This window comes from Micromonospora sp. CNZ295 (assembly GCF_004217535.1).
Window position 1 is genome coordinate 2,501,958 of sequence record NZ_SHKZ01000001.1, and the last position, 23,190, is coordinate 2,525,147.

Sequence of the window (23,190 nt, forward strand, 5' to 3'; positions counted from 1 at the left end):
CGTGGAACGGAAGCGGAGCGGCTGGGGTGACGGAGCCTTCGACGCCCTCGTCGCCCTGGCCCTGGTCGCGTTGGGGCTGGTCGGCACCGGGCCGGCCGGCCTGAACCAGGGGATCGGCACCGGCCGGGCGACGTATCCGCTGGTCGTGGTGGCGGCACTCGCCCTGGCCGGTCGCCGGCGGTGGCCGCTGGCCACCTTCGGCGTGGTGACCGCGGCGACCGCCGCGTACCTGGTGCTCGGCTACCCGTACGGGCCGATCCTGGTCTCGTTCTTCGTCGCCGCGTACACGGTCGCCGCGTACCTGCCGCTGCGGACCGCGGCGGTGGCCTCCGGCGCGGCCCTGGTCGCGCTGCTGGCGCATGTCTTCGTGGGGGTACGGACGCCGGGTCTGCCGGGGCTGATGCCCGCCGCCGCCTGGGTGGTGGTGCCGTTCGCGGTGGGCACGACGGTGCGGCTGGGGCGGGTGAGCGCGGCCCGCACCCGGCGGGACGAGGCCCGCCGGCTCGCCGACGCGGAACGGCTGCGGGTCGCCCAGGAGGTGCATGACGTGGTCGGGCACGGTCTCGCCGCCATCCACATGCAGGCGGAGATCGCTTTGCACCTGCTCGGGAAGCGGCCCGAGCAGGCCGAGGCGGCGCTGACCGCGATCAGCCGGACCAGCAAGGAAGCGCTGGACGAGCTGCGCGTCACCCTGACCGTGGTCCGGCGCGACGAGGCGGCCGACGGGCGGGCGCCGGTCCCCGGGCTGGCCGAGCTGCCGCGGCTGCGCGAGCGGATGGCCGGCGCCGGGGTGCCCGTGAGCGTCGAGGTCGAGGGCGAGCCGCGCGCGCTGCCGGTGGCGGTGGACCTGGCCGGGTACCGGGTGGTGCAGGAGGCGCTGACCAACGTGCTGCGGCACGCCGGCCCGGCCACCGCCACCGTGCGGGTCCGGTACGCGCCCACCGAGGTCACCGTGGAGGTCACCGACACCGGCCGGGGCGCCGTTTCGCCGGCCGAGCCCGCCGGCCTCGGCCTGGCCGGCATGCGGGAGCGGGTCGTCGCGCTGGGCGGGTCGTTCACCGCCGGTCCGGCCGCGGCCGGCGGCTTCCGGGTGTACGCCACACTGCCCCTGACGGAGGAGGTCGGATGATCCGGGTGCTGCTCGCGGACGACCAGGACCTGGTCCGGATCGGGCTGCGTGCCCTGGTCGAGAGCGAGGACGACCTGACGGTGGTGGGCGAGGCGGCCGACGGGCTGGCCGCCGTCGAACTGGTCCGCCGGGAGCGGCCGGACGTGGTGCTGATGGACGTGCGGATGCCCGGCGTGGACGGCATCGAGGCGACCCGGCGGATCGTCGCCGACCCCGACCTGGCCGGCACCCGGGTGGTCGTGTTGACCACCTTCGAGCTGGACGAGTACGTCTTCGACGCGCTCCGGCACGGCGCCAGCGGCTTCCTGACCAAGGACACCCGACCGGCCGAGCTGCTGCGGGCGATCCGGCTGGTCGCCGAGGGGGAGGCGCTGCTCTCCCCGTCGGTGACCCGGCGGGTGGTCCGCGAGTTCGCGACCCGGCCGGCCCGGGTGCCCCGGCCGCACCCGCGGCTGGACACCCTCACCGACCGGGAACGGGAGGTGGTCGGGCTGGTCGGCGAAGGGCTGAGCAACGCCGAGATCGCCGAGCGGCTGGTGGTGAGCCCGGCGACCGCGCGGACCCACGTCAGCCGGGCCATGGTCAAGCTGGGCGCTCGCGACCGGGCCCAGCTGGTGGTCTTCGCGTACCAGTCCGGGCTGGCCTCCTGATCCGGCGTACCCCGTCACGCCAGCGGCAGGTTCGGGGAAGATGTCGCTTTCCCGCGCGAGGTTGTCGGATCTCGGCCCCGGGCACGGGCGCCGTGGCGGCCCGCAGCGAGGGATCGGCGGGCCGGATACCCTAGCGGTGGCCGGCGAGTTCGCCCGGCCGGGCCTGTGCTCGCCGGAACACTGACAAACGGGATGTTCGTGTGTTTGACACCTTGAGTGACCGCCTGTCCGGGATCTTCACCAAGCTCCGCGGCAAGGGTCGGCTCACCGACGCCGACATCGACGCCACCGCGCGCGAGATCCGCCTCGCGCTGCTGGAGGCGGACGTCGCGCTGCCGGTGGTCAAGGGCTTCATCGCGAACGTCAAGGAGCGGGCGCGCGGCGCCGAGGTCTCGCAGGCGCTCAACCCGGCCCAGCAGATCGTCAAGATCGTCAACGAGGAGCTGATCAACGTCCTCGGTGGCGAGGGCCGGCGGCTCCAGTTCGCCAAGCAGCCGCCGACGGTGATCATGCTCGCCGGCCTCCAGGGCTCCGGCAAGACCACCCTCGCCGGCAAGCTGGCCCGCTGGCTCAAGGCCCAGGGCCACCAGCCGATGCTGGTGGCCGCCGACCTCCAGCGTCCCAACGCCGTCGGGCAGCTCCAGGTGCTCGGTGGTCGCGCCGGCGTCGAGGTGTACGCCCCGGAGCCCGGCAACGGGGTCGGCGACCCGGTGCAGGTGGCTCGCGCCTCGATCGAGCACGCGCGCCGGGCCGCCCGGGACATCGTCATCGTCGACACCGCCGGTCGCCTCGGTATCGACGCCGAGATGATGCAGCAGGCCGCCGACATCCGCGACGCCGTGCAGCCCGACGAGGTCATCTTCGTCATCGACGCGATGGTCGGCCAGGACGCGGTCCGCACCGCCGAGGCGTTCCGCGACGGCGTCGGCATCACCGGCGTGGTCCTCTCCAAGCTCGACGGCGACGCCCGCGGCGGTGCCGCGCTGTCGGTTCGGCAGGTCACCGGGCAGCCGATCCTGTTCGCCTCCACCGGCGAGAAGCTGGAGGACTTCGACGTCTTCCACCCCGACCGGATGGCCAGCCGGATCCTCGGCATGGGCGACGTCCTCACTCTGATCGAGCAGGCCGAGCAGGCCTTCGACGCCGATCAGAAGGAGAAGATGACCGCCAAGCTGATGGGCGGTGAGCAGTTCACCCTGGAGGACTTCCTCGACCAGCTCATCGCCGTCCGGCGGATGGGCCCGATCGCGAACGTGCTGGCCATGATGCCCGGCATGGGGCAGATGAAGGACCAGCTCGCCGAGCTGGACGACAAGCACTTCGACCGGGTCACCGCGATCATCCGGTCGATGACCCCGGCCGAGCGCACCAACCCGAAGATCATCAACGGCTCGCGGCGGGCCCGCATCGCCAACGGCTCCGGCGTCACCGTGATGGACGTCAACCAGCTGCTCAACCGCTTCGCCGACGCGCAGAAGATGATGAAGCAGATGGGCGGCATGATGGGCCTGCCCGGCGGCCGCCGAAAGGCGACCAAGTCGCCGAAGAACAAGCGCAAGGGCACGAAGGGCGGCGGCCGGCCGCGTTCCGGCGCCGGGATGCCGGCCGGCTTCCCGGGCGGGATGCCGCAGCTGCCCGCCGGCATGGACCCGAACGACCTGGCCGGCCAGGGTCTCCCGCCGGGCTTCAAGCTCCCGAAGATCGACTTCAACAAGCTCGGCAAGGGGGACAAGGGCCCGCGCTGAGCGGATCGGTCCCGGCGGGCGGCGACCCGCCGGGACGCCCCTGCCCGGCACCGGCGGGGAGTCATCGGGTAGGACTGAGCGCATGGCTCTGCACGTACGCGGTGTGCTCCTGCCGGACGACGAGGTCCGGGACCTGTGGCTGGTCGGCGACCGGGTGACCTTCGACCCGGTGCCCGGCGCCGAGACGATCGTCGACGGCGGGTACGTGCTGCCCGGCCTGACCGACGCGCACTGCCACATCGGCATCGCCCGTGGCGGCGCCCCGATCGACTCGCTCGACCAGGCCCGCGAGCTGGCCCGCACCGACCGCGACGCCGGGGTGCTGGCCATCCGCGACGCCGGCTCGCCGTACCCGTACCCGGAGCTCGACGACGATCCCGACCTGCCGCGCCTGGCGCGGGCCGGCCGGCACATCGCCCCGCCGAAGCGCTACCTGCGCGACATCGGGGTGGAGGTCGGCGCGGCGGAGGTCGCGGCGACGGTCGCCGAGCAGGCGCGCGCCGGCAACGGCTGGGTCAAGCTGGTCGGCGACTGGATCGACCGGGGGGTCGGTGACCTGGCGCCGGCCTGGGACGCGGACACCATGACCGCTGCCGTGGAGGCCGCGCACGCCGCCGGGGCACGCGCCGCGGTGCACACCTTCTCCGAGTCGGCGGTCGAGATCATGGTGCGGGCCGGGGTGGACTCGGTGGAGCACGGCACCGGGCTCAGCCTGGACCTCGTCGACCTGATGGCCCGGCAGGGCACCGCACTCGTGCCCACGATGATCAACATCCAGACCTTCGGCGGGATCGCCGACCAGGCCCGGGCGAAGTTCCCCGGGTACGCCGACCACATGCTCGCCCTGCGCGACCGCTTCCCGGCGGTGGTGCGGGCCGCGTACGAGGCCGGGGTGCCGATCTACGTGGGCACGGACGCCGGCGGCGGCATCGACCACGGACTCGCCGCCGAGGAGATGCTGCTGCTGCACGAGCGGGCCGGCATGTCCGCGGTGGACGTCCTCGCCGCCGCGTCCTGGGGGGCCCGGGAGTGGCTGGGGTTCCCCGGCCTGGTCGAGGGTGGCCGGGCCGACCTGGTCGTGTATCCGGAGGACCCGCGCCGGGACCTGCGCGTCGTCCGTACCCCCGCCCGGATCGTCCTCCGGGGGCGCGTCGTCCGCTGATCCGCGCGGGCGCCGCACCGTGCCCGCCGCAAGATCGTGCTCGATCGCCGACGTGGTGGCCTCCACGCGAAACGAGGGGACCACTTCGTGGATCCAGCGTGATCTTGCCGGTGCGGGCGCTCGGTCGGTGCGGGCGGCGATCGGCGCGGGTGAAGGCGGATCCGTCAGGACGAGGGCAGGGCGGCGCCGAAGAGGCGGACCGCGAGGCGGGTGAGGGCCTCGGCCGTCTCGTCGACCGGCGCCCCGGGCAGCACGATGTGACTGACCACCAGCCGGACGACGGAGTCGGCGGCGAAGGCCAGGGCCGCCGGGTCGGCACCGGGCAGGTGCCGCCCGGCCCACGCGATCAGTGCGGCGGACGACTCGGCGAGCACCAGGTCGCCCCGGGTGGTGAGGTAGGGCAGCAGTTCCTCGGAGCCACCCCGGGTGCTGGTGAGGATCGCCTTGACCAGCGGATTGTCGGCCGCCGAGGCGAGCGTGTGCCGGATCGCCGCGTACGTGGCGGCGCGGAGGTCGTCACCGTGCCCGGTCAGCGCCGCCCAGACCTCGGAGACGAACCGGTCCACCTCCCGCCGGGCCAGCGCCTCCGCCAGGCCGGCCTTGCTGCCGAACTCGTTGTAGACGGTCTGCCGGCTGACCCCGGCCGCGGCGGCCACCGCGCCCATCCGTACGCCGTCCCAGCCGGTCCCGATCGTCAATGTCCGCGCCGCGTCGACGATGCCGTCGCGCAGCGGGGTGGCGGCCCTGGATTCACCCATGATGGTCGAAGTCTACGGCGTGTCGGCGAACCCGCCGGGGCGCGCGGGACGCACCGGCCGCCCGATGACGGGGACCGGTCCGGCGGAGCATAGGATGTGCGGTCATGGCGCGCGTGCTCACTCCCCGTGCGGAGGACTTCCCCCGCTGGTACCAGGACCTGATCGCGAAGGCGAAGCTGGCCGACAACGGCCCGGTCCGCGGGACCATGGTGATCCGACCGGCCGGCTACGCCATCTGGGAGCGGATGCAGGCCGAGATGGACGCCCGGATCAAGGCGGCCGGCGCGGAGAACGCGTACTTCCCGCTCTTCATCCCGGAGAGCTACCTCAAGCGCGAGGCCGAGCACGTCGAGGGCTTCTCGCCGGAGCTGGCGGTGGTCACGCACGGTGGCGGCAAGCAGCTCGCCGAGCCGGTGGTGGTGCGGCCGACCAGCGAGACGGTCATCGGCGAGTTCATGGCCAAGTGGGTCGACTCGTACCGGGACCTGCCGCTGCTGCTCAACCAGTGGGCCAACGTGGTGCGCTGGGAGCTGCGCCCGCGGATCTTCCTGCGGACCAGCGAGTTCCTCTGGCAGGAGGGGCACACCGCCCACGCCACCCGGGAGGACGCCCGCGCCTACGCCCGCCGGATCCTGCACGAGGCGTACGAGGACCTGATGGTCAACGTGCTCGCCATCCCGGTGCAGGTGGGGCTCAAGACCGCCCGGGAGCGGTTCGCCGGTGCCACCGCCACGTACACGCTCGAGGGCATGATGGGCGACGGCAAGGCGCTCCAGATGGGCACCAGCCACGAGCTGGGCCAGAACTTCGCCAAGGCGTTCGACATCAGCTACTCGTCGGCCGAGGGCGGTCGGGAGCACGCGTGGACCACCTCGTGGGGCACGTCGACCCGGATGCTGGGTGGTCTGATCATGTGCCACGGCGACGACAACGGCCTGCGGGTGCCGCCGCGGCTCGCGCCGGTGCAGGCGTACGTCATGGTCGTCAAGGACGGCGACGGCGTCGCCGAGGCCGCGGCCAAGCTGCGCGACGGCCTGCGGGACGCCGGGGTCCGGGTGGCGCTCGACGACCGCACCGACACCCCGTTCGGCCGTCGGGCCGTCGACGCCGAGCTGCGCGGCTACCCGGTACGCGTCGAGGTCGGTCCCCGGGACCTGGCCGCCGGCAACGCGGTCGTGGTCCGGCGCACGGACGGCTCGAAGTCCCCGGTGCCGGTCGCGGACGTGGTCGGCGCGGTGCTCGCCGCCCTGGACGCCGACCAGCAGGCGCTCCACGACCAGGCGCTGGCCAACCGCACGGCCCGCACCCGCGAGGTCGGCACGCTGGCCGAGGCGATCGAGGCGGCGGCGACGGGCTGGGCCCGGGTGCCCTGGTCGGCCGTCGGCGCGAAGGGGGAGGCCGAGGCGAACGCGCAGGGCGTCACCGTGCGCTGCCTGGTCCGTGCGGACGGTTCGGTGCCGGACTCCGAGGACGAGCCCGACCTGGTCGCCATCCTGGCCCGCGCCTACTGAGGGGCCCGGAAGGGCCCCTTGGCAACGCCAGGCGTTGTAAAAGGGTCCTTCCCAGCACTTCTCCCGGTGTCGGTAGGGTCGGCTCGTGAGGTTCGAGCCCGGCCGGTTGATCGTGCACCGCAACGTCCGGCGGGGGCGCATCGGCTGGGTCCGCCCGGCGCGGGTGGTCAGCGACGACGACCGGGGGCTGCTGCTCTGGATCGCCCGCGGCTCGGCGGTGGCGAGCGAGGTCACCGAGGCGGGGCTCGGCATGCGGGCGGTGCCGTTCGCCGAGTGGGTCCTCTCGTCGTACCGGCTGGCGACCGGCCGCTGGCAGGGTCCGCCCCTGCTGAAGTTCCTGCCCACCGGCGCGGCGCATTCGGTCTGGTGGTTCCGGGACGAGCAGGGACGGTTCGCCCACTGGTACGTGAACCTGGAGGAACCCGGCGTGCGCTGGGACGACGGTGACCTCGCCGGCGTCGACGTGGTCGACCAGGACCTCGACGTGCTGGTCCGCCCGGATCGCGGCTGGGAGTGGAAGGACGAGGACGAGTTCACCGAGCGGCTCGACTTCCCGGAGCACTACTGGGTCGCCGACGAGCAAGCGGTCCGGGCCGAGGGCGAGCGGGTGATCGCGCAGGCCGAGGCCGGGCGGTTCCCCTTCGACGGCACCTGGTGCGACTTCGAGCCGCCCGGCGGGTGGACGGCGCCGCGGGAACTGCCGCCGGGCTGGGATCGGCCGCCGGCGCGTTGACGGTCGGGTGTTTCCGGTCACTTTCCGGTGCCGGCGGGTGAACCGGCCCGGTCCGGTGTGAGAGTTCCCGACCCGATCTGGCAGAATGGCTGGCTGGTATCCGGCGTGTGTCCGGCGCCCTCTACCCCGGGCACCGCGCCAGTCCACCGAGTAGTCTCCGGCCCAAACCCCACTGTGCCGGTGGGCGCTCACCCGTACACCGCCCCTTCCGGGCCGGTGGGATCGCAACAGGAGCGAAAGAACTGTGGCCGTAAAGATCCGGCTCCTGCGGATGGGCAAGATCCGCAACCCGCAGTACCGAATCGTCGTCGCCGACTCGCGCACCAAGCGCGACGGCCGGGCGATCGAGTTCGTCGGGATCTACCAGCCGAAGGAGGACCCTTCGGTGATCGAGGTCAAGTCGGACCGGGTGCAGTACTGGCTCTCCGTGGGCGCGCAGCCGAGCGAGGCGGTGCAGCGCCTGCTGGAGAAGACCGGTGACTGGCAGAAGTTCAAGGGCCTGCCGGCCCCGGAGCCGCTGAAGGTCGCGCCCGAGCGGGCCGACCGCAAGGCGGCGTACGAGGCCGAGGCGAAGGCCGCCGCCGGCCTCGCGGAGGCGCCGGCCAAGCCGGCCAAGAAGGCCGCCAAGGCCGCGCCGGCCGCGCCGGCCGCCGAGGAGGCACCGAAGACCGAGGAGCAGGCCGGTGCGGACTCCGGCGAGCAGGCCTGACGTGGCACTGCGTCCGGCGCTGGAGCACCTGGTCAAGGGCATCGTCGACCACCCCGACGACGTCCGGGTCCGGCTGGTCGACTCCCGTCGGGGCAAGCGGCTGGAGGTCCGCGTGCACCCGGAGGACCTCGGCACGGTGATCGGGCGGTCCGGGCGGACCGCCAAGGCGCTGCGCCAGGTCATCGGCTCCATCGGTGGGCGCGGCGTACGCGTCGACATCGTCGACTCGTACTGATGCTGCTCATCGTCGGCCGGATCGGGAAGCCGCACGGCATCCGCGGTGAGGTCACCGTGGAGGTGCGGACCGACGAGCCCGAGGCACGGTTCGCACCCGGGTCGGTTCTCCGGACCGACCCGGGTGCGAACGCACCCGCGCAGCCGGGGGCGTACCGGGTGCCGGCGGAGTTGACCGTCGAGGCCGCCCGCTGGCACCAGGGCCGGCTGCTGGTCGCCTTCGACGGCGTGCTGGACCGCAACGTCGCCGAGGCGCTGCGCGGCACCCTGCTCGCGGTGGACAGCGCCGAGGTCACCGCTCCGGAGGACCCGGAGGAGTTCCACGACCACCAGCTGGTCGGCCTGGCCGTGGTCACCCCGGCCGGGGAGCGGCTGGGCGAGGTGGCCCGCATCGACCACGCCCCCGCCTCCGACCTGCTGGTGCTGCGCCGCCCGGGTGGCCGGGACGCGCTGATCCCGTTCGTCAAGGCGATCGTCCCCGAGGTCGACCTCGTCGGCGGTCGCGTCGTCGTCGACCCGCCCGGCGGCCTGCTCGACCTCTGACGGGGTCGCCGGTCCGGCCGCACAGCCGTTGGAGCATCCCGCATGCGCGTCGACATCGTGTCGATCTTCCCGGAGTACTTCGCTCCGCTGGACCTGTCGCTGATCGGCAAGGCCCGCGCCAGCGGCACGCTGCGGCTGGCCGTACACGATCTGCGGACCTGGACCCACGACGTGCACCGCACGGTCGACGACACGCCGTACGGCGGCGGACCGGGCATGGTGATGCGGCCGGAGCCCTGGGGGGAGGCGCTCGACGCGCTCGCCCCGGCGGGGGCCACCGCGCCCCGGCTGCTGGTGCCCGCGCCGACCGGCGTCCCGTTCACCCAGGCGCTGGCCCACGAGCTGGCCGCCGAGCCGCACCTGCTGTTCGCCTGCGGCCGGTACGAGGGCATCGACCAGCGGGTGCTCGACCACGCATCGGCCCGGATGCCGGTGACCGAGGTCTCCCTCGGTGACTACGTGCTCTTCGGCGGCGAGGTCGCGGTGCTGGTGATCCTGGAGGCGGTCACCCGGCTGCTGCCGGGGGTGCTCGGCAACGCCGGTTCGCTGGACGAGGAGTCGCACGCCCACGGGCTGCTGGAGGCCCCGATGTACACCAAGCCGGCCGTGTGGCGGGACCTGGCGGTGCCGGAGGTGCTGCGCTCCGGCGACCACGGGCGGATCGCCCGCTGGCGGCGGGACGAGGCGCTGGTCCGGACGGCCCTCCGGCGCCCGGACATGATCGCGGCGCTGCCCCCGGAGAGCCTGGACGAACGGGACCGGGCGGCCCTGGAGCGGGCCGGATTTCAGCCGCCGCCGGGGGATGTGGCAAAGTAGAGGGGTTGCCGCAGTCGGCCGCGCCGCGGGCGGCTGCGAGGACCCTCGACCGGGGTCGGCGAGCGCCGGCGACCACCCGGGGGTCAGAATCACCCATCCGCGCACCGACTGACGGTGCGCCGTGAGCCTCACGAGGACGCAGCGATGAACATCCTGGACGCTCTTGACGCCCAGTCGAAGCGGGTCGACGTTCCCGACTTCCGCGCCGGTGACACCGTCAAGGTGCACGCGCGGGTCGTGGAGGGTAACCGGTCCCGGGTCCAGATCTTCCAGGGCGTCGTCATCCGTCGCCAGGGTGCCGGGCTGCGGGAGACCTTCTCCGTCCGCAAGGTCAGCTTCGGGGTCGGCGTGGAGCGCACCTACCCGATCAACAGCCCGGCGATCGACCGCATCGAGGTCGTGACCCGCGGTGCCGTCCGCCGCGCCAAGCTCTACTACCTGCGTGAGCTGCGTGGCAAGAAGGCCAAGATCAAGGAGCGGCGCGAGAAGCAGCCGAGCTGACATCGCGCTGCGCCACGCCGCCCGAGCTGCGCGTATGTCGTACGGACCGGACCGCACTACCCTGGTCGTACGGGCGCAGCCGGTCGGGTCCCCGCCCCGCGGCGGGGAAGACGTCCACTGCCGCCCGGGGAGCCGCGACAGGGCTCCCGGGCGGTAGTGTCATTTCTGCGGACCGGGGAGTGGCGTGGTGCAGACGCTCGACGAGAACGGCACGGTCGACCCGTGGCGTCGACGGACCCGCCGCACCCGCCGGCAGATGCCGCTCTGGCAGGAGTTGCCGCTGCTGCTGATCGTCGCGTTCTGCCTCGCCGTGCTGATCCGCACCTTCCTGCTCCAGGCGTTCTTCATCCCCTCCGGCTCGATGGAGGACACCCTCCTCGTCGGTGACCGGGTGCTGGTCAACAAGGTCGTCTACGACGTACGGGACCCGGCGCGCGGCGAGGTGGTGGTCTTCCGCGGCACCGACCGCTGGGCGCCGCAGGTCGACGAGCAGCCCGAGCCCGGCTTCGTGGCCAAGCTCGGCGCCACGGTCGGCGACCTGGTGGGTGTGAGCCGCCCCGGCGAGAAGGACTTCATCAAGCGGGTCATCGGCCTGCCCGGCGACCGGGTGAAGTGCTGCGACGAGCAGGGCCGCGTGCTGGTCAACGGCACGCCGCTGGACGAGGCGTACGTCCTGCGGGACTCGCCGCTCGACGTGCCGCCGAACCCGAACGAGTGCCGCGCACGGCGCTTCGACGAGATCGTCGTCCCGCCCGGGCAGATCTTCGTGATGGGCGACCACCGGCTGGTCTCCCAGGACGCCCGCTGCCAGGGTCCGGTGCCGATCGACAACGTGGTCGGCCGGGCGTTCGGCATCGTGTGGCCGTCCTCGCGGTGGACGTCGCTGTCCGTTCCCGAGACGTTCGCGAACGTGCCGCCGCCGGCGAGCGCCTCGACGGGCACGGCACCACCGGCGCGGCCGACGCCGGACGGCGGTGTGCTGCTGCTCCTGCCGCTCTCGGCCGCGCTGCTCCGTTATCGCGCGTTCCGGACGGTGCGTCCCAGCCGGGCAACGTAGGCTCCTTCCCGTGATTGACGAGCAGACCGACAAGTCCCGTAGCTCCTTCTGGAAGGAGCTGCCGATCCTCCTCGGCGTGGCGATCCTGGTCGCGGTGCTGGTGCGAGCCTTCGTGCTGCAGACCTTCTTCATCCCCTCGCCGTCGATGGAGAACACCCTTCAGATCGACGATCGGGTGCTGGTCAACAAGCTGGTCTATGACTTCCGCTCGCCGCACCGGGGCGAGGTGATCGTCTTCAAGGCGCCGACCACGTGGAGCGGCAACCCGGACGGCGAGGACTTCATCAAGCGGGTCATCGGCGTCGGCGGGGACCACGTCGTCTGCTGCGACGAGCAGGGGCGGATCACGATCAACGGCTCGGCGCTGGACGAGCCGTACCTGTTCTCGGTCGACGGTGAGCGGGACCGGCCCGCCGACCAGGACTTCGACGTCACCGTGCCGCCGGGCCGGCTCTGGGTGATGGGCGACCACCGGTCCGCCTCGGGCGACTCGCTGCAGCACTGGCAGCAGTCCGGGCAGGACGTCAACGAGGCGACGATCCCCGAGGACGACGTCGTCGGGCGTGCCTTCACCGTCTTCTGGCCGCTGAACCGCGCGCGCTGGCTGAGCGTGCCCGAGCAGTACGACGGCATTCCCGAGCCGCGGTCCTGAGCCGGCCGGCCGCGATGGGGGCGTGGGCGTTGTCGGCGGCGTCTGGCAGGCTGTCACGGTGACCGTCTACACCCCTCGTCGCGCCGCCCGGGTGCTGCTCGTGGACGCCGCCGGCCGCATCCTCCTCTTCGAGGGCACCGACCCGGCCCGTCCCGGTCACCGGTACTGGTTCACGCCGGGGGGCGGGCTCGACCCGGGCGAGAGCCCGGCGGCCGGGGCCGCCCGGGAGCTCGCCGAGGAGACCGGCCTGCGGCTGAGCCCGGCCGATCTCGGCGCACCGGTGTGGTCGGAGACGGTCGAGTTCCCGTTCGACGGCGTCTGGTACCGGCAGGAGCAGGAGTTCTTCCTGGTCCGGGTGGCCGGGTGGGAGGTCGACACGACCGGCTTCAACGCTGTCGAGCGGGCCAGTGTCGCCGGGCACCGCTGGTGGTCGCCGGCCGAGCTGGCGGCCAGCGGCCAGCGCTACTATCCGCCGGATCTGCCCGCGGTGCTGGCCCACGCTCTGGCCGCCGCACCACCGGCGGCCGGTCCCGCCGCGCTGCCCACCACGGACGGCGGTGCGCCGTGCTGACGCCGCCGCGCACCGTCGTGCGCCGCGACGGTGGCCTCTACGCGCTGGAGCGCGCCCTGCAACGGCGCGGCTTCCGGCACGTGGCGGGCGCCGACGAGGCCGGCCGGGGTGCCTGCGCCGGCCCGCTGGTGGCCGCCGCCGCGATCCTGCCGGAGGGGCGGCGCGGTGAGATCGACGGCCTCGCCGATTCGAAGCTGCTCACCCCGGGCAACCGGGAGCGGGTGTACGAGGAGGTCGTGGCCCGCGCCCTGGCGTACGCGGTGGTGGTGATCCCGGCGGACGAGGTCGACGCCCGCGGCCTGCACGTGTGCAACCTCGCCGCGCTGCGGCGGGCGCTGGCGTCGCTGGGCACCCCGCCCGAGTACGTGCTCACCGACGGCTTCGGCGTGGACGGCCTCGACGTGCCGGGGCTGGCGGTGTGGAAGGGTGACCGGGTGGCGGCCTGCGTGGCCGCGGCGAGCGTGCTGGCCAAGGTCACCCGGGACCGGATCATGGTCGAGCTGGACGAGGCGTTCCCCGGCTACGGGTTCGCGGAGCACAAGGGCTACATCACCCCGGAGCACTCGGCGGCGTTGCGGGAGCTGGGCCCGTGCCCGGAGCACCGTTTCTCGTACGTCAATGTCGCTACCGTGTCGGGCCGGCACGAGGTCCCGCGCCGGGCCCGTCGGCCGCTGGGTGCAAGGCCGGACGAGCCGATGGAGCGCTCCGGCGCGCCAGAGGGTACCGTCGGCGTGGCGTTGGGCGAGCCGCCTCGGCCCTCGACGCCGGTGGGGGAAGATGTGGTCATGGAAGGCGGAGTGGGATGAGCGCGGAAGATCTCGAAAAGTACGAGACAGAGATGGAGCTGCAGCTCTACCGGGAGTACCGCGACATCGTCCGCCAGTTCTCCTACGTGGTGGAGACCGAGCGCCGCTTCTACCTGGCGAACCAGGTCGACCTGCACGTGCGCAACTCGGACGGCGAGGTCTACTTCGAGGTCGAGATGCACGACGCCTGGGTATGGGACATGTACCGCCCTGCCCGGTTCGTCAAGAACGTCCGCGTGATGACGTTCAAGGACGTCAACGTCGAGGAGTTGGAGAAGCCGGACATCTCACTGCCCGCCGACTCAGGCTTCGGCGGCTGATCCCTTCGCCCGGCCGGCGGCCCGCCGCCGGCGCGCGGACACCACGGTCCCCCACCGTGCCCGTCAGCCCCCCAGCACCACCACCTCGACCCGCTGGACGAGGTTGTTCGCGAAACCGCCCCGGTTCCACGGCTGCTCCACGGGCTGCGTCCGGCCCGAGGCGTCCGTGGCGCGGGCGCTCAGCACGTACCGGCCTGGCGTCGCCGCCCAGGTGTGGCGCCAGCGTCGCCACGCGTACGGGCCGTCCGGGTCCCCGTCCAGGTCCGCCGCCGTCCAGGTCTCGCCCCCGTCGGTCGTCACCTCCACCGAGACCACCGGGGCGTGGCCGGACCAGGCGCGGCCGTCCAGGGTGCACGGGCCCGGGCGGAGTACCCGGGTGCGGGACATGAAGTCCGGGAAGCCGGGCGGGCGGACCAGGGCACGCGGCTCGATCCGGGTCACCGGCACGCCGGGATCCTCGGCGTCCTGCCGCAGCCGGTAGGCCACCGCGTTCTGGTAGCCGGTGAACTCCTCGGTCAGCACGCTGACCGTCCGCAGCCACTTGACGTGCGCCATCCCGTACCAGCCGGGCACGATCAGCCGCAGCGGCGCGCCGTGCTGCGGCAGCAGCGGGGCGCCGTTCATCTCGTACGCGAGCAGCACCTCCTCGCGCAGCGCCTCCGCCACCGGTAGCGCCCGCTGGTAGTCCTGCTCGACGCCGCGCTCCACCCCGTGGTCGGCGCCGGTGAAGACCACGTCCACGGCGTCGGCCGGCAGCCCCGCCTCCCGCAGCAACGGCGCGAGCGGCGTACCCGTCCACTCCGCGTTGCCGACCGCCTCCACCAGCCACGGCTGGCTGACCGGCCGCGGCTGCAGCAGGGCCCGCCCGTTGCCGGCGCACTCCAGCGTCACCCGGTGGCTGACCCGGGGCCGGGCCCGCAACTCGGCCAGGTCGACCGTCAGCGGCCGGTCGACCGCACCGTCCACGGTCAGGACATGGGTCGCCGGGTCGACGTCCGGGATGTCGTAGTGGATCAACAGGTAGTGCAGACCAGCCGGGGTGACGTCGTAGCGCAGCGCCTCGAGCGGGATCCCGTGGTTGCGGGCGGCGAGCTGGAGCTCCTCGACGCTGATCGCCTCGTCCGGCTCGGCCAGCCGCGACGGACGGCTGACATCATCCACTGTGGTCATCCACTCTCCCCGACCCGGACGGCGGCGTTCCCGCCGTGACCGGACCCAGCCTAGAGCCGCCCGGTCCGACCGTCATGGCTGCTCCTGCCGCCCCGGTCAGGGCTGCTCCCGCCGCCCCGGCTACCGGTCGAACCCGAACATCGTCACGCCCGCCGGCAGGGGACGCGACGCGGTGCGGAGACGGTGCACACCCACGCCCACCCGCTCCGCCGGTGTGCTGACCGCCACCTGCTCGAACCCGGCCTCCGCGAACCAGTCGCAGATCGCCGGCACCAGGTCGGGAGTGCCCCGGTGCCGGGTCCAGATCACCGTGCCACCGGCGGCGCAGAGGGCCGCGCAGTGCCCGACGGTGGCGCGGATGTCGGCCTCCGGGACGTTGCCGAAGACCCCGCAGACCAGGACCAGGTCGGCCGGGGTGAGATCGGCGTACGCGTCGGTGCGTGCGGCATCACCGACGACCACCTCGACCGCCGGCAGCCCGGCCGCCGCCGCGGCCGAGCGGGCGACCTCGGCGTTGCGGGGATCCAACTCCACCAGCCGGGCGGTCACGTCCGGCCCGCGGCGATGCCCCGCGAGGACGGGCACGAGATCCCGCCCCTGACCGGCGCAGAGGCTGATCGCCCGCAGCGGGCCGGGCGGGGCCTGGTCCAGCGCGTCGGCGACGCGGCGGCGCACCTCCACTAGCCGGCGGGACAGCGGTGAGCCGGGATCGTCGTAGTCCGCGTGCCAGTCGTACCAGTCCTTGGTCATCCGGCCAGCCTAGGCAGCAGGCCGCGGCGCCGCTGTCCCCGGCAACCGCATAGCAGATCAAATCCGCCCGCGGGGTCTGTCCACAGGGCGGCCGTCGTCCACAGGTCGCCGCCCACGGGGTGGCGGCCGGGCGGCACGACCGGAAAGGGTGCCGGCATGGAACCCTCGCCGATCCTCGCCGGCGTGCTCGGCGTCGTGCTGGCCGCCGCACCCCCCGCCGCCGTGTCCGTGCCGGTCGTTGTCCGGTCGGGTGCGTCGTCCGCGCCGGGCGTCGCGGTGCGGTCAGTCGTCGTGTCCGTGCCGGTCGTCGTCCGTCCGGGTGCGGCGTCCGCGCCGGCCGTCGCCGTACCGGTGCCGGCTGTCGTGCCGGACGGGGCGAGTGTCGCCGGGTCCGAGTCCTTCCGGTGGCCGCTGCCCACGACGCCACCGGTGGTGCGGCGGTTCGACCCGCCGCCGCAGCCCTGGCTGCCCGGTCATCGGGGCGTCGACCTGGCCGCCGCCCCAGGCACGCCGGTGCTGGCCGCCGGCCCCGGCACCGTCACCTTCGCCGGGGTGGTCGCCGGCCGGCCGGTGGTCGCCGTGGCACACGCCGACGGCCTGCGGACCACCTACGAGCCGGTACGGCCCGGGCTCGCGGTGGGCGCCCAGGTGCCCGCCGGCGCGCCGATCGGCCACCTGCTGGCCGGGCATCCGGGCTGCGCTGCCGCAGCCTGCCTGCACTGGGGGCTGCGCCGAGGCGACCCGTACCTCGACCCGCTGGTGCTGCTCGGCCGCGGGCCGGTGCGGCTGCTGCCGCTCGACGGCGTGCTCCGGTAACGCGGCTCCCGTGCCACGTGGCTGCCGCTCAGCGTGCCGCCACCCGGTGGTGTGTGCTCCGGTGGGCCCACTGCTGGCCGCCGCTCGACGCGCGGCCGGTCGGTGGCATCCGGCGGCGCCGGCTCGCGACGGGCCGCGGCTCAGCGTTGGGCGAGCAGCGGAGGCAGGGACACCGCGAGCCGCTCGTACTCCGCCGCCGAGTTGTACACCTGGCCGCACAGCCGCAGCCAGCCCCGCCCGTCCCAGGTCATCACGGCCACCTCGGCGGCCAGCCGCTCGGCGATCCGGGCGCGCAGGGCCCGCGCCGCCTCCAGCGTGGTGGCGAGCCCCGGTGGCAGCGGAACGATCCGCATGGCGACCCCCGGCCCGCCGGGGTCGGGCAGGTCGGCCGGGCGCACCCCGAGCGCGTCCCCCAGCACCCGTTGGCCGTACGCGGCCAGCGCGGCGTTGTGCGCCCGTACCCGGTCAAGGCCGAGGCTGCGCAGCGTGAACACGCCAACTGGCGCGGCCAGCCACGGGGTGTAGTCCCCGGTCGCCTGCCACTCCACCCGGCCGGGAAAGCCCGACTCCTGCTCCCACGAGACAGCCAGCGGCTCGATGCGCTCCCGCCACGGCGGGGCCACCACGAGCGCGGCGGTGCCGCGCGGCGCGTACGCCCACTTGTGCAGGTTGCCGACCCAGAAGTCGGCGCCGATGCTCGCCACCGGGGTGGGCAGCATGCCCGGTGCGTGCGCCGCGTCGACCAGGACCGCCACCCCCGCCTCCCGGGCGACCCCCGCGATCGCGGCGGCCGGGAGGAGCCGGGCGGTGGGGGAGGTGAGCTGGTCCACCACGAGCAGCCGGGTGCGGCCCGGGCGCAGCCCACCCCGGACGATCTGGAGCACCTCCTCGTCGGTCGCGCCGAGCGGCACTCGCAGCGTCCGGGTGACCGCCCCGGTGCGGCGGCACGCCCGGTCGACGGAGAGGCGCACGGCGCCGTACCCGTGGTCGGTGGTCAGCACCTCGTCGCCCTCGCGAAGGCCGATCGACTGGAGCACCACCGCCACCCCGGTCGTGGCGTTCGGCACCAGCGCGGTGCCGTCCGGGTCCGCACCCAGGAAGCCGGCCAGGTGCCGGCGGGTGTGCGTGATGCGGTCGACCAGCCCGGCGGTGAAGAAACGCAGCGGGTTCGATTCCATCTCGTCGCGCAGCCGCTGCTGGGCGCGCTGCACCCCGATCGGCACAGCACCGAACGACCCGTGGTTGAGGTGGCTCACCGCCGGATCGAGGGAGAACAGCAGGCGCGCGCCCGGGATCGGCTCGGGCGGCTGCACGACACTCACCTGATGATCGTAACCGTCCGTCGATCTCCCGCCGGCGGTCGACGGCGAGCCGGTGCGGTCGTCGTCGGCGGCGGACTGGCGGGGTCGGGCTGGTGCGGTCGTCGGCGGCGGTGGGCTGGCGGGGTCGGCTGGTGCGGTCGCGGGCCCGGCGGTCAGGCGCGGGGATGGGCCTGCCGGTACGCCGCCCGCAGCCGCTCGACCGACACGTGCGTGTAGATCTGGGTGCTGGCCAGCGAGGAGTGGCCGAGCAGCTCCTGCACCGCCCGCAGGTCGGCGCCGCCTTCGAGCAGATGGGTCGCGGCCGAGTGACGCAGCCCGTGCGGGCTGATCCGCGGCAAGCCGGCCGCCTCGGCGTACGCACCGACGATCCGCCGCGCGGTCGTCGGGTTGAGCCGACCACCCCGTGCCCCGAGCAGCAGCGCATCTTTGGAACGCGGCCCGGCCAGGTTCGGGCGGCCGTGCCGGAGCCACGCGTCGAGCGCCCGTTGCGCCGGTACGCCGTACGGCACGGTGCGTTCCCGGCCGCCCTTGCCGAGCACCCGGAGCACCCGCCGGCCCGGGTCCACGTCGGCGACGTCCAGCCCGCACGCCTCACTGACCCGCACCCCGGTCGCGTAGAGCAGTTCCAGCAGCAGCAGATCCCGCAGCCGCACCGGGTCGCCGTCGCCGGTCACCGTTGTCGACCCGGTGCTCGCCGGCGGCGAGCCTCTCCCCGGCGGCGCTCCGCCCGCCGGCCGGTCGCCGGGAGCGCGAGCGGCGGTCGCGAGGAGAGTGGCGGCCTGGTCGCTCCGGAGGACCGCGGGGAGCTCCCGGTGCGCGCGCGGACTGGCCAGCGGCGCGGCGACGTCCGCCGGCAGCAGGCCGCCGCGGTGCGCCCAGGCGCTGAAGGTGCGGGCGGCCGCGGCGCGACGGGCGAGCGTGGTCCGGGCCGCCCCCATCGTCCGTTGCCGGGCGAGCCAGCTGCGGATCACCGTGAGGTCCAGGTCGGCAGGGCTGCGGCCCCCGGCCCGGACGGCGTGGTCGAGCAGGGAAACCACATCCGTGACGTACGCCCGGACGGTGTGGGCGGAGCGGTTGCGGACCTGGGCCAGGTGCGTGGCGAACTCGTCGACCGCCTCGCGCATGGCCGGGGGCAGGGCCGCGTGCAGGACCCGGGTGGCCCGGCTGTCCCGCCGGCTCATCGGTCGACCCCGTTCCAGGCCGACCAGGCCCGGCCGGTGCCGCCCCGGGTGGTGCGGCTGTCCCGCCGGCTCATCGGCCGACTCCGGCCCAGGCCAACCCCGTCGCGGCCGGTGCCGCCCCGGGCAGCCCGGTTCGGGGCGCCGTTGTCCCGGCCGGCCTGGTTCGGGTCGGTGCGGTTCCGGCCGGTCGCCGTGCCCGCTAACGCGGCTGCGGACTGCTTGTCGGCGCGCACCCGTTCAGCTTACGGTCGCTGCAACCGCCGCCGACGGTGCCGGCGGTCGCTGATGGGCGTGCGCCAAGCCGTGCGTCCATCCGGGACCGTGCGGGCACGGCCTGCCGCGCGGTCCGGCGCGAGGTCGGACGCGAGGGGTGGGGGCAGCCGTGGGACTGGATGTGGTTCTCTACCGGGCGTTGCGGGCGAGCAGCCGTCGCGTCTCGTACGTGCCCGTCCAGGTGGTGCCGGACGACGAGGACACGCTGCGCCAACTCCTGGACCGGACCCGGGGCGGCGGGCGCACGCCGCTGCTGGATCGGCTGGATCGGGTCGGCGAACAGGCCTTCGACGCGCAGTCGGCGCCACTCCTCCTCACCGAGCTGTGCAGCCTCGCGGAGGTGGCCGGATCCGAGTCGGAGGCGGCTCACGTCCGCGACGTCGTGGCGCTCGTCCGGCGCTGCCAGCAGGAGGCGGGCACCGAGCTGCGGTTCGAGGGCGACTGACGCCCGGGCTGAGGTCATTCCCCTCCGGCACCCGCCGACGCTGCTCGTGGCCCCGCCTCGCCGCGTGTGCTGAGGAGTGCGTACCCGGTGCCGCGCCGGACCACGAACCCCAGCTCCTCGAGCAGGGCCAGCTTGCGCAGGACCGTCCGTACCGCCACCCCGGACCGGGCGGCGAGCTCGTCCACGCCGGTCACCCCCCGGCGAGGCAGCGACTCCAGCACCGTCGTGGCGTCGTCGTCGAGCCGGTCCCTGGGCCGCTCGGGTCCCCGGGCCGGCGGCGCCAGGTCGCCGCCGATGCGGCCCACCTCCTCCAGCACGTGCGCGACGGACGCGACCAGCCGCGCGTGCGGGTGCTCCCGCAGCAGTTCGTGCGCTCCGACGGACATCGCCGAGGTCACCGGGCCGGGGACCACCATCGCCCGCCGCGCGATCGCCAGGGCCCGGTGCATCGTCTGCGTGGCGCCGCTGCGCGCCGACGCCTCCACCAGCACGCTGCCGCGGGTCGCGGCGGCGATCACCCGGTTGCGGATCAGGAACCGGGGTCGGAGCGGCTCCGCCCCGGGCAGCCACTCGCTGACCAGCAGCCCGGTGTCGGCGATCCGGTCGAAGAGGGCGGCGTTGCCCATCGGGTACGGCCGGTCCAGCCCGCAGGCGAGCACGGCGACGGTGCGGCCGCCCGCGTTGAGCGCCCCCCGGTGCGCGGCGGCGTCGATGCCGAACGCCCCGCCGGAGACCACCGTCCAGTCCCGCTCGGCCAGCCCGTACGCCAGCTCGGTGCCGACGTGGACGCCGTACCCGGTCGCGGCGCGTGCGCCCACCACCGCGACCGACCGGTCCAGCGCCTCGGCCAGTGGCCATCCGCCCCGGACCCAGAAGCAGAGCGGCGGGGCGGTCTCCCGGTCGACCTTGCGGGTCGCGTCGGGAAGGACCAGTCGGCGGAGGCTGTCCACCGAGGCCGGCCACTCCTCGTCGGCCGGCGTCACCAGCCGGGCGCCGAGGCGGTCGGCCCGCTCCAGCGCCTCGGCCGCCGCCGCCAACGGGTCACCGGCCGCCAGCCGCGTCGCCACGGTCTGCCGCAGGGAATCCTCCGGGGCGCCGCCGTCGCGCAGCAGCGCCAGCGTGTGGACCGGGCCGTGCCGCTGGACGAGCTGGAAGACCGACCGGGTGCCCGGCTCGGTGAGCCAGGTCAACGCCACCCGGGCGAGCCGGTCGTCGTCCGCTCCGGCGGCCCGCGGCGGTGGCACGTCGTGGATGGTCATGGCAGCCTCCTCGTGCGGGCCGGTCCGGTTCGCCGCGTGACGCCTTCCCGGAGCCCGGTCACAGCGCCTCCCCGGTGCGCAGGCCGATCGCCTCGCCGACGTCGTCCACGTCGGGACGGTCCCGGCCGTCCAGGTCGGCGATCGTCCACGCGAGCCGGAGGACCCGGTCGAAGCCCCGGGCCGAGAGGGAGCCGCGGTCGAGCCGGCCGCGCAGCTCACGGGTGACCCGGGCGGGAAGGCACCAGGGCGGCCGGCGCAGCACCGGGCCGGGCAGCTCCGCGTTGATCCGTCGGCCAAGACCCGACCAGCGGGCGGCCGCCGCCGCACGGGCCGCCGCCACCCGGGCGGCCACCACGGTGGACGGCTCGGCGCAGCTCGCCACCTCGGTCAGCTCGGCCGCGCGGATCGGCTGCACGGTGACCTGCACGTCGATCCGGTCGAGCAGCGGGCCGGAGAGGCGCCCCAGGTAGCGGCGCCGGGTCAGCGGCGTGCACTCGCAGGAGGCGTCCCCGGACGGCTTCGCGCACGGGCAGGGGTTGGCGGCGAGGACGAGCTGCACCCGGGCCGGATACTCGGTGGAGCCCCGGGCGCGGGCCAAGCGGACCCGGCCGTGTTCGAGCGGCTGTCGCAGGGCGTCCAGGGCGCCCTTGGCGAACTCAGGAGCCTCGTCCAGGAAGAGGACCCCGCGGTGGGCCAGCGAGACCGCGCCCGGACGGGCGAGACCGGAACCGCCACCGACCAGCGCCGGGACCGTTGCGGTGTGGTGCGGCGCCTGGAACGGCGGCCGGCGGATCAGCTGCCCGCCGGGCGGCGTCAGCCCGGCGATCGAGTGCAGGGAACTCACCTCCATCGCCGCGTCGTCGTCGAGCTCTGGCAGCACCGACGGGAGCCGTTCGGCGAGCATCGTCTTGCCCGCGCCGGGCGGCCCGAGGAGTGCCAGGTGGTGCCCGCCGGCGGCGGCCACCTCCAGCGCCCGGCGGCCCAGGGCCTGGCCGGCCACGTCGGCCAGGTCGGGTACGGCGGACGGTGCCACCGGGTCGGGTCGGGGTGGCTCGAGCAGCGGGCTGCCGTCGGTGACGAAGGAGACCAGCCGGTGCAGGGTGTCCACGGCGCGGACGCGTACCCCGGGGATCACGGCGGCCTCGGCGGCGTTGTCGATCGGGACGACCACCCGGTCGTGACCGGCGCGGGCCGCGGCGGCGACCATCGGCAGGACTCCGCGTACGGGGCGGACGGTGCCGTCGAGCCCCAGCTCGCCGAGGACCACCACCTTTTCCAGAGGCGCAAGCGGTAGTTCCCCGGCGCTGCCGAGCACCGCCGCGGCGATGGCCAGGTCGAACGAGGACCCGTACTTGGGGAGGGTCGCGGGGAGGAGGTTGATGGTGATCCGGCGGTTGGGCCAGCTCCGGCCGGAGTTGACGACGGCGGCGCGTACCCGGTCGCGTGCCTCGTGCAGGGCGGTGTCGGGCAGGCCCGTGATCGCCACGGTGGGCAGGCCGGGGGCGAGATCCGCCTCCACCTGCACCACGTGCCCGGTCACCCCGACCAGGCCGACGCAGAACACCCGCGCGTAGCTCACCGGCGCGCTCCCATCTCAGAACGCCCCCTTGACGTGTTCGACCTGCGCCGGTCCGCCGGTGAGCCGGACCGCGAGGACGTCGAACCGCACCTCCGCGGCGGTCGTCCCGGTCTCCGCGAGCCAGCGGGCCGCGAGGCCCCGCAGCCGGCGGGCCTTGGCCCGGACGACCGCCTCGGCGGGGGTGCCGAAGTCGTCGCTGCTGCGGGTCTTCACCTCACAGAAGGCGAGGACCGGACCGTCCCAGGCGATGATGTCGATCTCGCCGCCGGGGCAGCGCCAGTTGCGGGCCACGGGCCGCAGGCCCGCCGCGATCAGGTGCCGAAGGGCGCAGCGCTCCCCGTACGCGCCGACCGCCTGGTTCCGTGTGGTCATGCCCGGCACGGTGCCCCGTTGCCGGAGACCGCCGCCGCCCCGGTCCGTGGCGCTGTGGACAACGAAGGCCCCTGTGGACGACCGGACGATCATGCCCCGCGTGTGCTAGGGAGCGTGCCGTCGTCC

At 74.5% G+C, this 23,190-nt stretch carries 27 protein-coding genes; 18 read left to right on the forward strand and 9 right to left on the reverse strand.

Features of this window, described 5'->3' with window-relative positions; all coding sequences use genetic code 11:
• Position 1 precedes the first annotated feature (1 nt).
• The 4 genes from EV376_RS11905 (at position 2) to EV376_RS11920 (ending at position 4,686) form a co-directional block, all read left to right on the forward strand.
• Positions 2–1,129, forward strand: coding sequence for a sensor histidine kinase (locus tag EV376_RS11905; RefSeq protein WP_130322653.1), 1,128 nt, complete (start codon positions 2–4; stop codon positions 1,127–1,129).
• Entirely contained in the window at positions 1,126–1,779 is a 654-nt protein-coding gene (locus EV376_RS11910; RefSeq protein ID WP_130322655.1) for a response regulator transcription factor, read from the forward strand. The genes EV376_RS11905 and EV376_RS11910 overlap by 4 nt, the downstream gene beginning before the upstream one ends.
• A 200-nt stretch (positions 1,780–1,979) precedes the next feature.
• Positions 1,980–3,524: a signal recognition particle protein gene (gene ffh, locus EV376_RS11915; protein WP_130322657.1), complete on the forward strand. Its 1,545-nt coding sequence runs from the start codon at positions 1,980–1,982 to the stop codon at positions 3,522–3,524.
• 82 nt (positions 3,525–3,606) lie between these two features.
• Positions 3,607–4,686: an amidohydrolase family protein gene (locus EV376_RS11920; RefSeq protein WP_130322668.1), complete on the forward strand. Its 1,080-nt coding sequence runs from the start codon at positions 3,607–3,609 to the stop codon at positions 4,684–4,686.
• Between the two features lie 164 nt (positions 4,687–4,850).
• Here EV376_RS11920 and EV376_RS11925 read toward each other — a convergent pair whose 3' ends face one another.
• The gene (locus EV376_RS11925; protein ID WP_130322670.1) at positions 4,851–5,444 is read right to left on the reverse strand and encodes a TetR family transcriptional regulator; all 594 of its coding nucleotides are present in this window, start codon (positions 5,442–5,444) and stop codon (positions 4,851–4,853) included.
• 104 nt (positions 5,445–5,548) lie between these two features.
• Between EV376_RS11925 and proS the strand changes: the two genes are divergently transcribed.
• The 12 genes from proS (at position 5,549) to EV376_RS11985 (ending at position 13,897) form a co-directional block, all read left to right on the forward strand.
• On the forward strand, positions 5,549–6,955 hold the full coding sequence (gene proS / locus EV376_RS11930) for a proline--tRNA ligase (RefSeq protein WP_130322672.1): 1,407 nt from the start codon (positions 5,549–5,551) through the stop codon (positions 6,953–6,955).
• 85 nt (positions 6,956–7,040) lie between these two features.
• Positions 7,041–7,688, forward strand: a complete 648-nt coding sequence (locus EV376_RS11935) for a ribonuclease FAU-1 family protein (RefSeq protein ID WP_130322674.1) — start codon at positions 7,041–7,043, stop codon at positions 7,686–7,688.
• Positions 7,689–7,932: 244 nt separating this feature from the next.
• Entirely contained in the window at positions 7,933–8,397 is a 465-nt protein-coding gene (gene rpsP / locus EV376_RS11940; RefSeq protein WP_130322676.1) for a 30S ribosomal protein S16, read from the forward strand.
• Complete coding sequence (locus EV376_RS11945) at positions 8,372–8,632, forward strand: RNA-binding protein (protein ID WP_174242547.1); 261 nt, start codon at positions 8,372–8,374, stop codon at positions 8,630–8,632. Before rpsP ends, EV376_RS11945 begins: the two co-directional genes overlap by 26 nt.
• 2 nt (positions 8,633–8,634) lie before the next feature.
• Positions 8,635–9,174 (forward strand): ribosome maturation factor RimM, encoded by a 540-nt coding sequence (rimM, locus tag EV376_RS11950; protein WP_130328622.1) that lies wholly within the window; start codon positions 8,635–8,637, stop codon positions 9,172–9,174.
• 42 nt (positions 9,175–9,216) lie between these two features.
• The gene (gene trmD, locus EV376_RS11955; protein ID WP_130322678.1) at positions 9,217–9,990 is read left to right on the forward strand and encodes a tRNA (guanosine(37)-N1)-methyltransferase TrmD; all 774 of its coding nucleotides are present in this window, start codon (positions 9,217–9,219) and stop codon (positions 9,988–9,990) included.
• A 144-nt stretch (positions 9,991–10,134) separates the two neighbouring features.
• The gene (rplS, locus tag EV376_RS11960; protein WP_130322680.1) at positions 10,135–10,491 is read left to right on the forward strand and encodes a 50S ribosomal protein L19; all 357 of its coding nucleotides are present in this window, start codon (positions 10,135–10,137) and stop codon (positions 10,489–10,491) included.
• Between the two features lie 184 nt (positions 10,492–10,675).
• The gene (lepB, locus tag EV376_RS11965; RefSeq protein WP_130322682.1) at positions 10,676–11,548 is read left to right on the forward strand and encodes a signal peptidase I; all 873 of its coding nucleotides are present in this window, start codon (positions 10,676–10,678) and stop codon (positions 11,546–11,548) included.
• 10 nt (positions 11,549–11,558) lie between these two features.
• The gene (lepB, locus tag EV376_RS11970) at positions 11,559–12,200 is read left to right on the forward strand and encodes a signal peptidase I (RefSeq protein WP_130322684.1); all 642 of its coding nucleotides are present in this window, start codon (positions 11,559–11,561) and stop codon (positions 12,198–12,200) included.
• A 58-nt stretch (positions 12,201–12,258) separates the two neighbouring features.
• Positions 12,259–12,771 (forward strand): NUDIX hydrolase, encoded by a 513-nt coding sequence (locus EV376_RS11975; RefSeq protein ID WP_130322686.1) that lies wholly within the window; start codon positions 12,259–12,261, stop codon positions 12,769–12,771.
• Positions 12,765–13,577, forward strand: coding sequence for a ribonuclease HII (locus tag EV376_RS11980; protein ID WP_130322688.1), 813 nt, complete (start codon positions 12,765–12,767; stop codon positions 13,575–13,577). The genes EV376_RS11975 and EV376_RS11980 overlap by 7 nt, the downstream gene beginning before the upstream one ends.
• On the forward strand, positions 13,574–13,897 hold the full coding sequence (locus EV376_RS11985) for a DUF2469 domain-containing protein (protein WP_007075222.1): 324 nt from the start codon (positions 13,574–13,576) through the stop codon (positions 13,895–13,897). Before EV376_RS11980 ends, EV376_RS11985 begins: the two co-directional genes overlap by 4 nt.
• A gap of 63 nt (positions 13,898–13,960) precedes the next feature.
• On the opposite strand, the gene EV376_RS11990 is transcribed toward EV376_RS11985, so the two are convergent.
• Together EV376_RS11990 and EV376_RS11995 are read right to left on the reverse strand one after the other, a co-directional pair.
• Positions 13,961–15,067 (reverse strand): sulfite oxidase, encoded by a 1,107-nt coding sequence (locus EV376_RS11990; protein WP_130322690.1) that lies wholly within the window; start codon positions 15,065–15,067, stop codon positions 13,961–13,963.
• Positions 15,068–15,187: 120 nt separating this feature from the next.
• Positions 15,188–15,817, reverse strand: a complete 630-nt coding sequence (locus EV376_RS11995) for a methyltransferase domain-containing protein (RefSeq protein WP_130322692.1) — start codon at positions 15,815–15,817, stop codon at positions 15,188–15,190.
• A gap of 156 nt (positions 15,818–15,973) precedes the next feature.
• Between EV376_RS11995 and EV376_RS12000 the strand changes: the two genes are divergently transcribed.
• Positions 15,974–16,633: a M23 family metallopeptidase gene (locus tag EV376_RS12000; RefSeq protein WP_130322694.1), complete on the forward strand. Its 660-nt coding sequence runs from the start codon at positions 15,974–15,976 to the stop codon at positions 16,631–16,633.
• A gap of 140 nt (positions 16,634–16,773) precedes the next feature.
• On the opposite strand, the gene EV376_RS12005 is transcribed toward EV376_RS12000, so the two are convergent.
• From EV376_RS12005 to EV376_RS12015, 3 genes are all read right to left on the reverse strand, one after another.
• On the reverse strand, positions 16,774–17,955 hold the full coding sequence (locus EV376_RS12005; protein ID WP_130322696.1) for an aminotransferase class V-fold PLP-dependent enzyme: 1,182 nt from the start codon (positions 17,953–17,955) through the stop codon (positions 16,774–16,776).
• A gap of 152 nt (positions 17,956–18,107) precedes the next feature.
• Positions 18,108–19,136, reverse strand: a complete 1,029-nt coding sequence (locus EV376_RS12010) for a tyrosine recombinase XerC (RefSeq protein WP_130322698.1) — start codon at positions 19,134–19,136, stop codon at positions 18,108–18,110.
• On the reverse strand, positions 19,133–19,369 hold the full coding sequence (locus tag EV376_RS12015; RefSeq protein ID WP_130322700.1) for a hypothetical protein: 237 nt from the start codon (positions 19,367–19,369) through the stop codon (positions 19,133–19,135). The genes EV376_RS12010 and EV376_RS12015 overlap by 4 nt, the downstream gene beginning before the upstream one ends.
• 149 nt (positions 19,370–19,518) lie before the next feature.
• Between EV376_RS12015 and EV376_RS12020 the strand changes: the two genes are divergently transcribed.
• On the forward strand, positions 19,519–19,854 hold the full coding sequence (locus tag EV376_RS12020) for a hypothetical protein (protein ID WP_130322702.1): 336 nt from the start codon (positions 19,519–19,521) through the stop codon (positions 19,852–19,854).
• 14 nt (positions 19,855–19,868) lie between these two features.
• On the opposite strand, the gene EV376_RS12025 is transcribed toward EV376_RS12020, so the two are convergent.
• The 3 genes from EV376_RS12025 to EV376_RS12035 are packed head-to-tail and all read right to left on the reverse strand — an operon-like array spanning position 19,869 to position 23,064.
• Positions 19,869–21,113, reverse strand: coding sequence for a DNA-protecting protein DprA (locus EV376_RS12025; RefSeq protein ID WP_130322704.1), 1,245 nt, complete (start codon positions 21,111–21,113; stop codon positions 19,869–19,871).
• 58 nt (positions 21,114–21,171) lie between these two features.
• Positions 21,172–22,692 carry a YifB family Mg chelatase-like AAA ATPase gene (locus EV376_RS12030; protein ID WP_130322706.1) on the reverse strand — a complete coding sequence of 507 codons (1,521 nt, stop codon included), beginning with the start codon at positions 22,690–22,692 and terminating at the stop codon, positions 21,172–21,174.
• Positions 22,693–22,707: 15 nt separating this feature from the next.
• Positions 22,708–23,064: a YraN family protein gene (locus EV376_RS12035; RefSeq protein WP_130322708.1), complete on the reverse strand. Its 357-nt coding sequence runs from the start codon at positions 23,062–23,064 to the stop codon at positions 22,708–22,710.
• Between the last annotated feature and the right edge of the window lie 126 nt (positions 23,065–23,190).

What these genes read in the sequence shown, in the direction of transcription:
- EV376_RS11910 (WP_130322655.1), top strand. Translation starts at nt 1,126, where the DNA reads ATGATCCGGGTGCTGCTCGCGGACGACCAGGACCTGGTCCGGATCGGG.
- EV376_RS11920 (WP_130322668.1), top strand. Translation starts at nt 3,607, where the DNA reads ATGGCTCTGCACGTACGCGGTGTGCTCCTGCCGGACGACGAGGTCCGG.
- EV376_RS11925 (WP_130322670.1), bottom strand. Translation starts at nt 5,444, where the DNA reads ATGGGTGAATCCAGGGCCGCCACCCCGCTGCGCGACGGCATCGTCGAC.
- proS (WP_130322672.1), top strand. Translation starts at nt 5,549, where the DNA reads ATGGCGCGCGTGCTCACTCCCCGTGCGGAGGACTTCCCCCGCTGGTAC.
- trmD (WP_130322678.1), top strand. Translation starts at nt 9,217, where the DNA reads ATGCGCGTCGACATCGTGTCGATCTTCCCGGAGTACTTCGCTCCGCTG.
- rplS (WP_130322680.1), top strand. Translation starts at nt 10,135, where the DNA reads ATGAACATCCTGGACGCTCTTGACGCCCAGTCGAAGCGGGTCGACGTT.
- EV376_RS11985 (WP_007075222.1), top strand. Translation starts at nt 13,574, where the DNA reads ATGAGCGCGGAAGATCTCGAAAAGTACGAGACAGAGATGGAGCTGCAG.
- EV376_RS11990 (WP_130322690.1), bottom strand. Translation starts at nt 15,067, where the DNA reads ATGACCACAGTGGATGATGTCAGCCGTCCGTCGCGGCTGGCCGAGCCG.
- EV376_RS11995 (WP_130322692.1), bottom strand. Translation starts at nt 15,817, where the DNA reads ATGACCAAGGACTGGTACGACTGGCACGCGGACTACGACGATCCCGGC.
- EV376_RS12000 (WP_130322694.1), top strand. Translation starts at nt 15,974, where the DNA reads ATGGAACCCTCGCCGATCCTCGCCGGCGTGCTCGGCGTCGTGCTGGCC.
- EV376_RS12010 (WP_130322698.1), bottom strand. Translation starts at nt 19,136, where the DNA reads ATGAGCCGGCGGGACAGCCGGGCCACCCGGGTCCTGCACGCGGCCCTG.
- EV376_RS12025 (WP_130322704.1), bottom strand. Translation starts at nt 21,113, where the DNA reads ATGACCATCCACGACGTGCCACCGCCGCGGGCCGCCGGAGCGGACGAC.
- EV376_RS12035 (WP_130322708.1), bottom strand. Translation starts at nt 23,064, where the DNA reads ATGACCACACGGAACCAGGCGGTCGGCGCGTACGGGGAGCGCTGCGCC.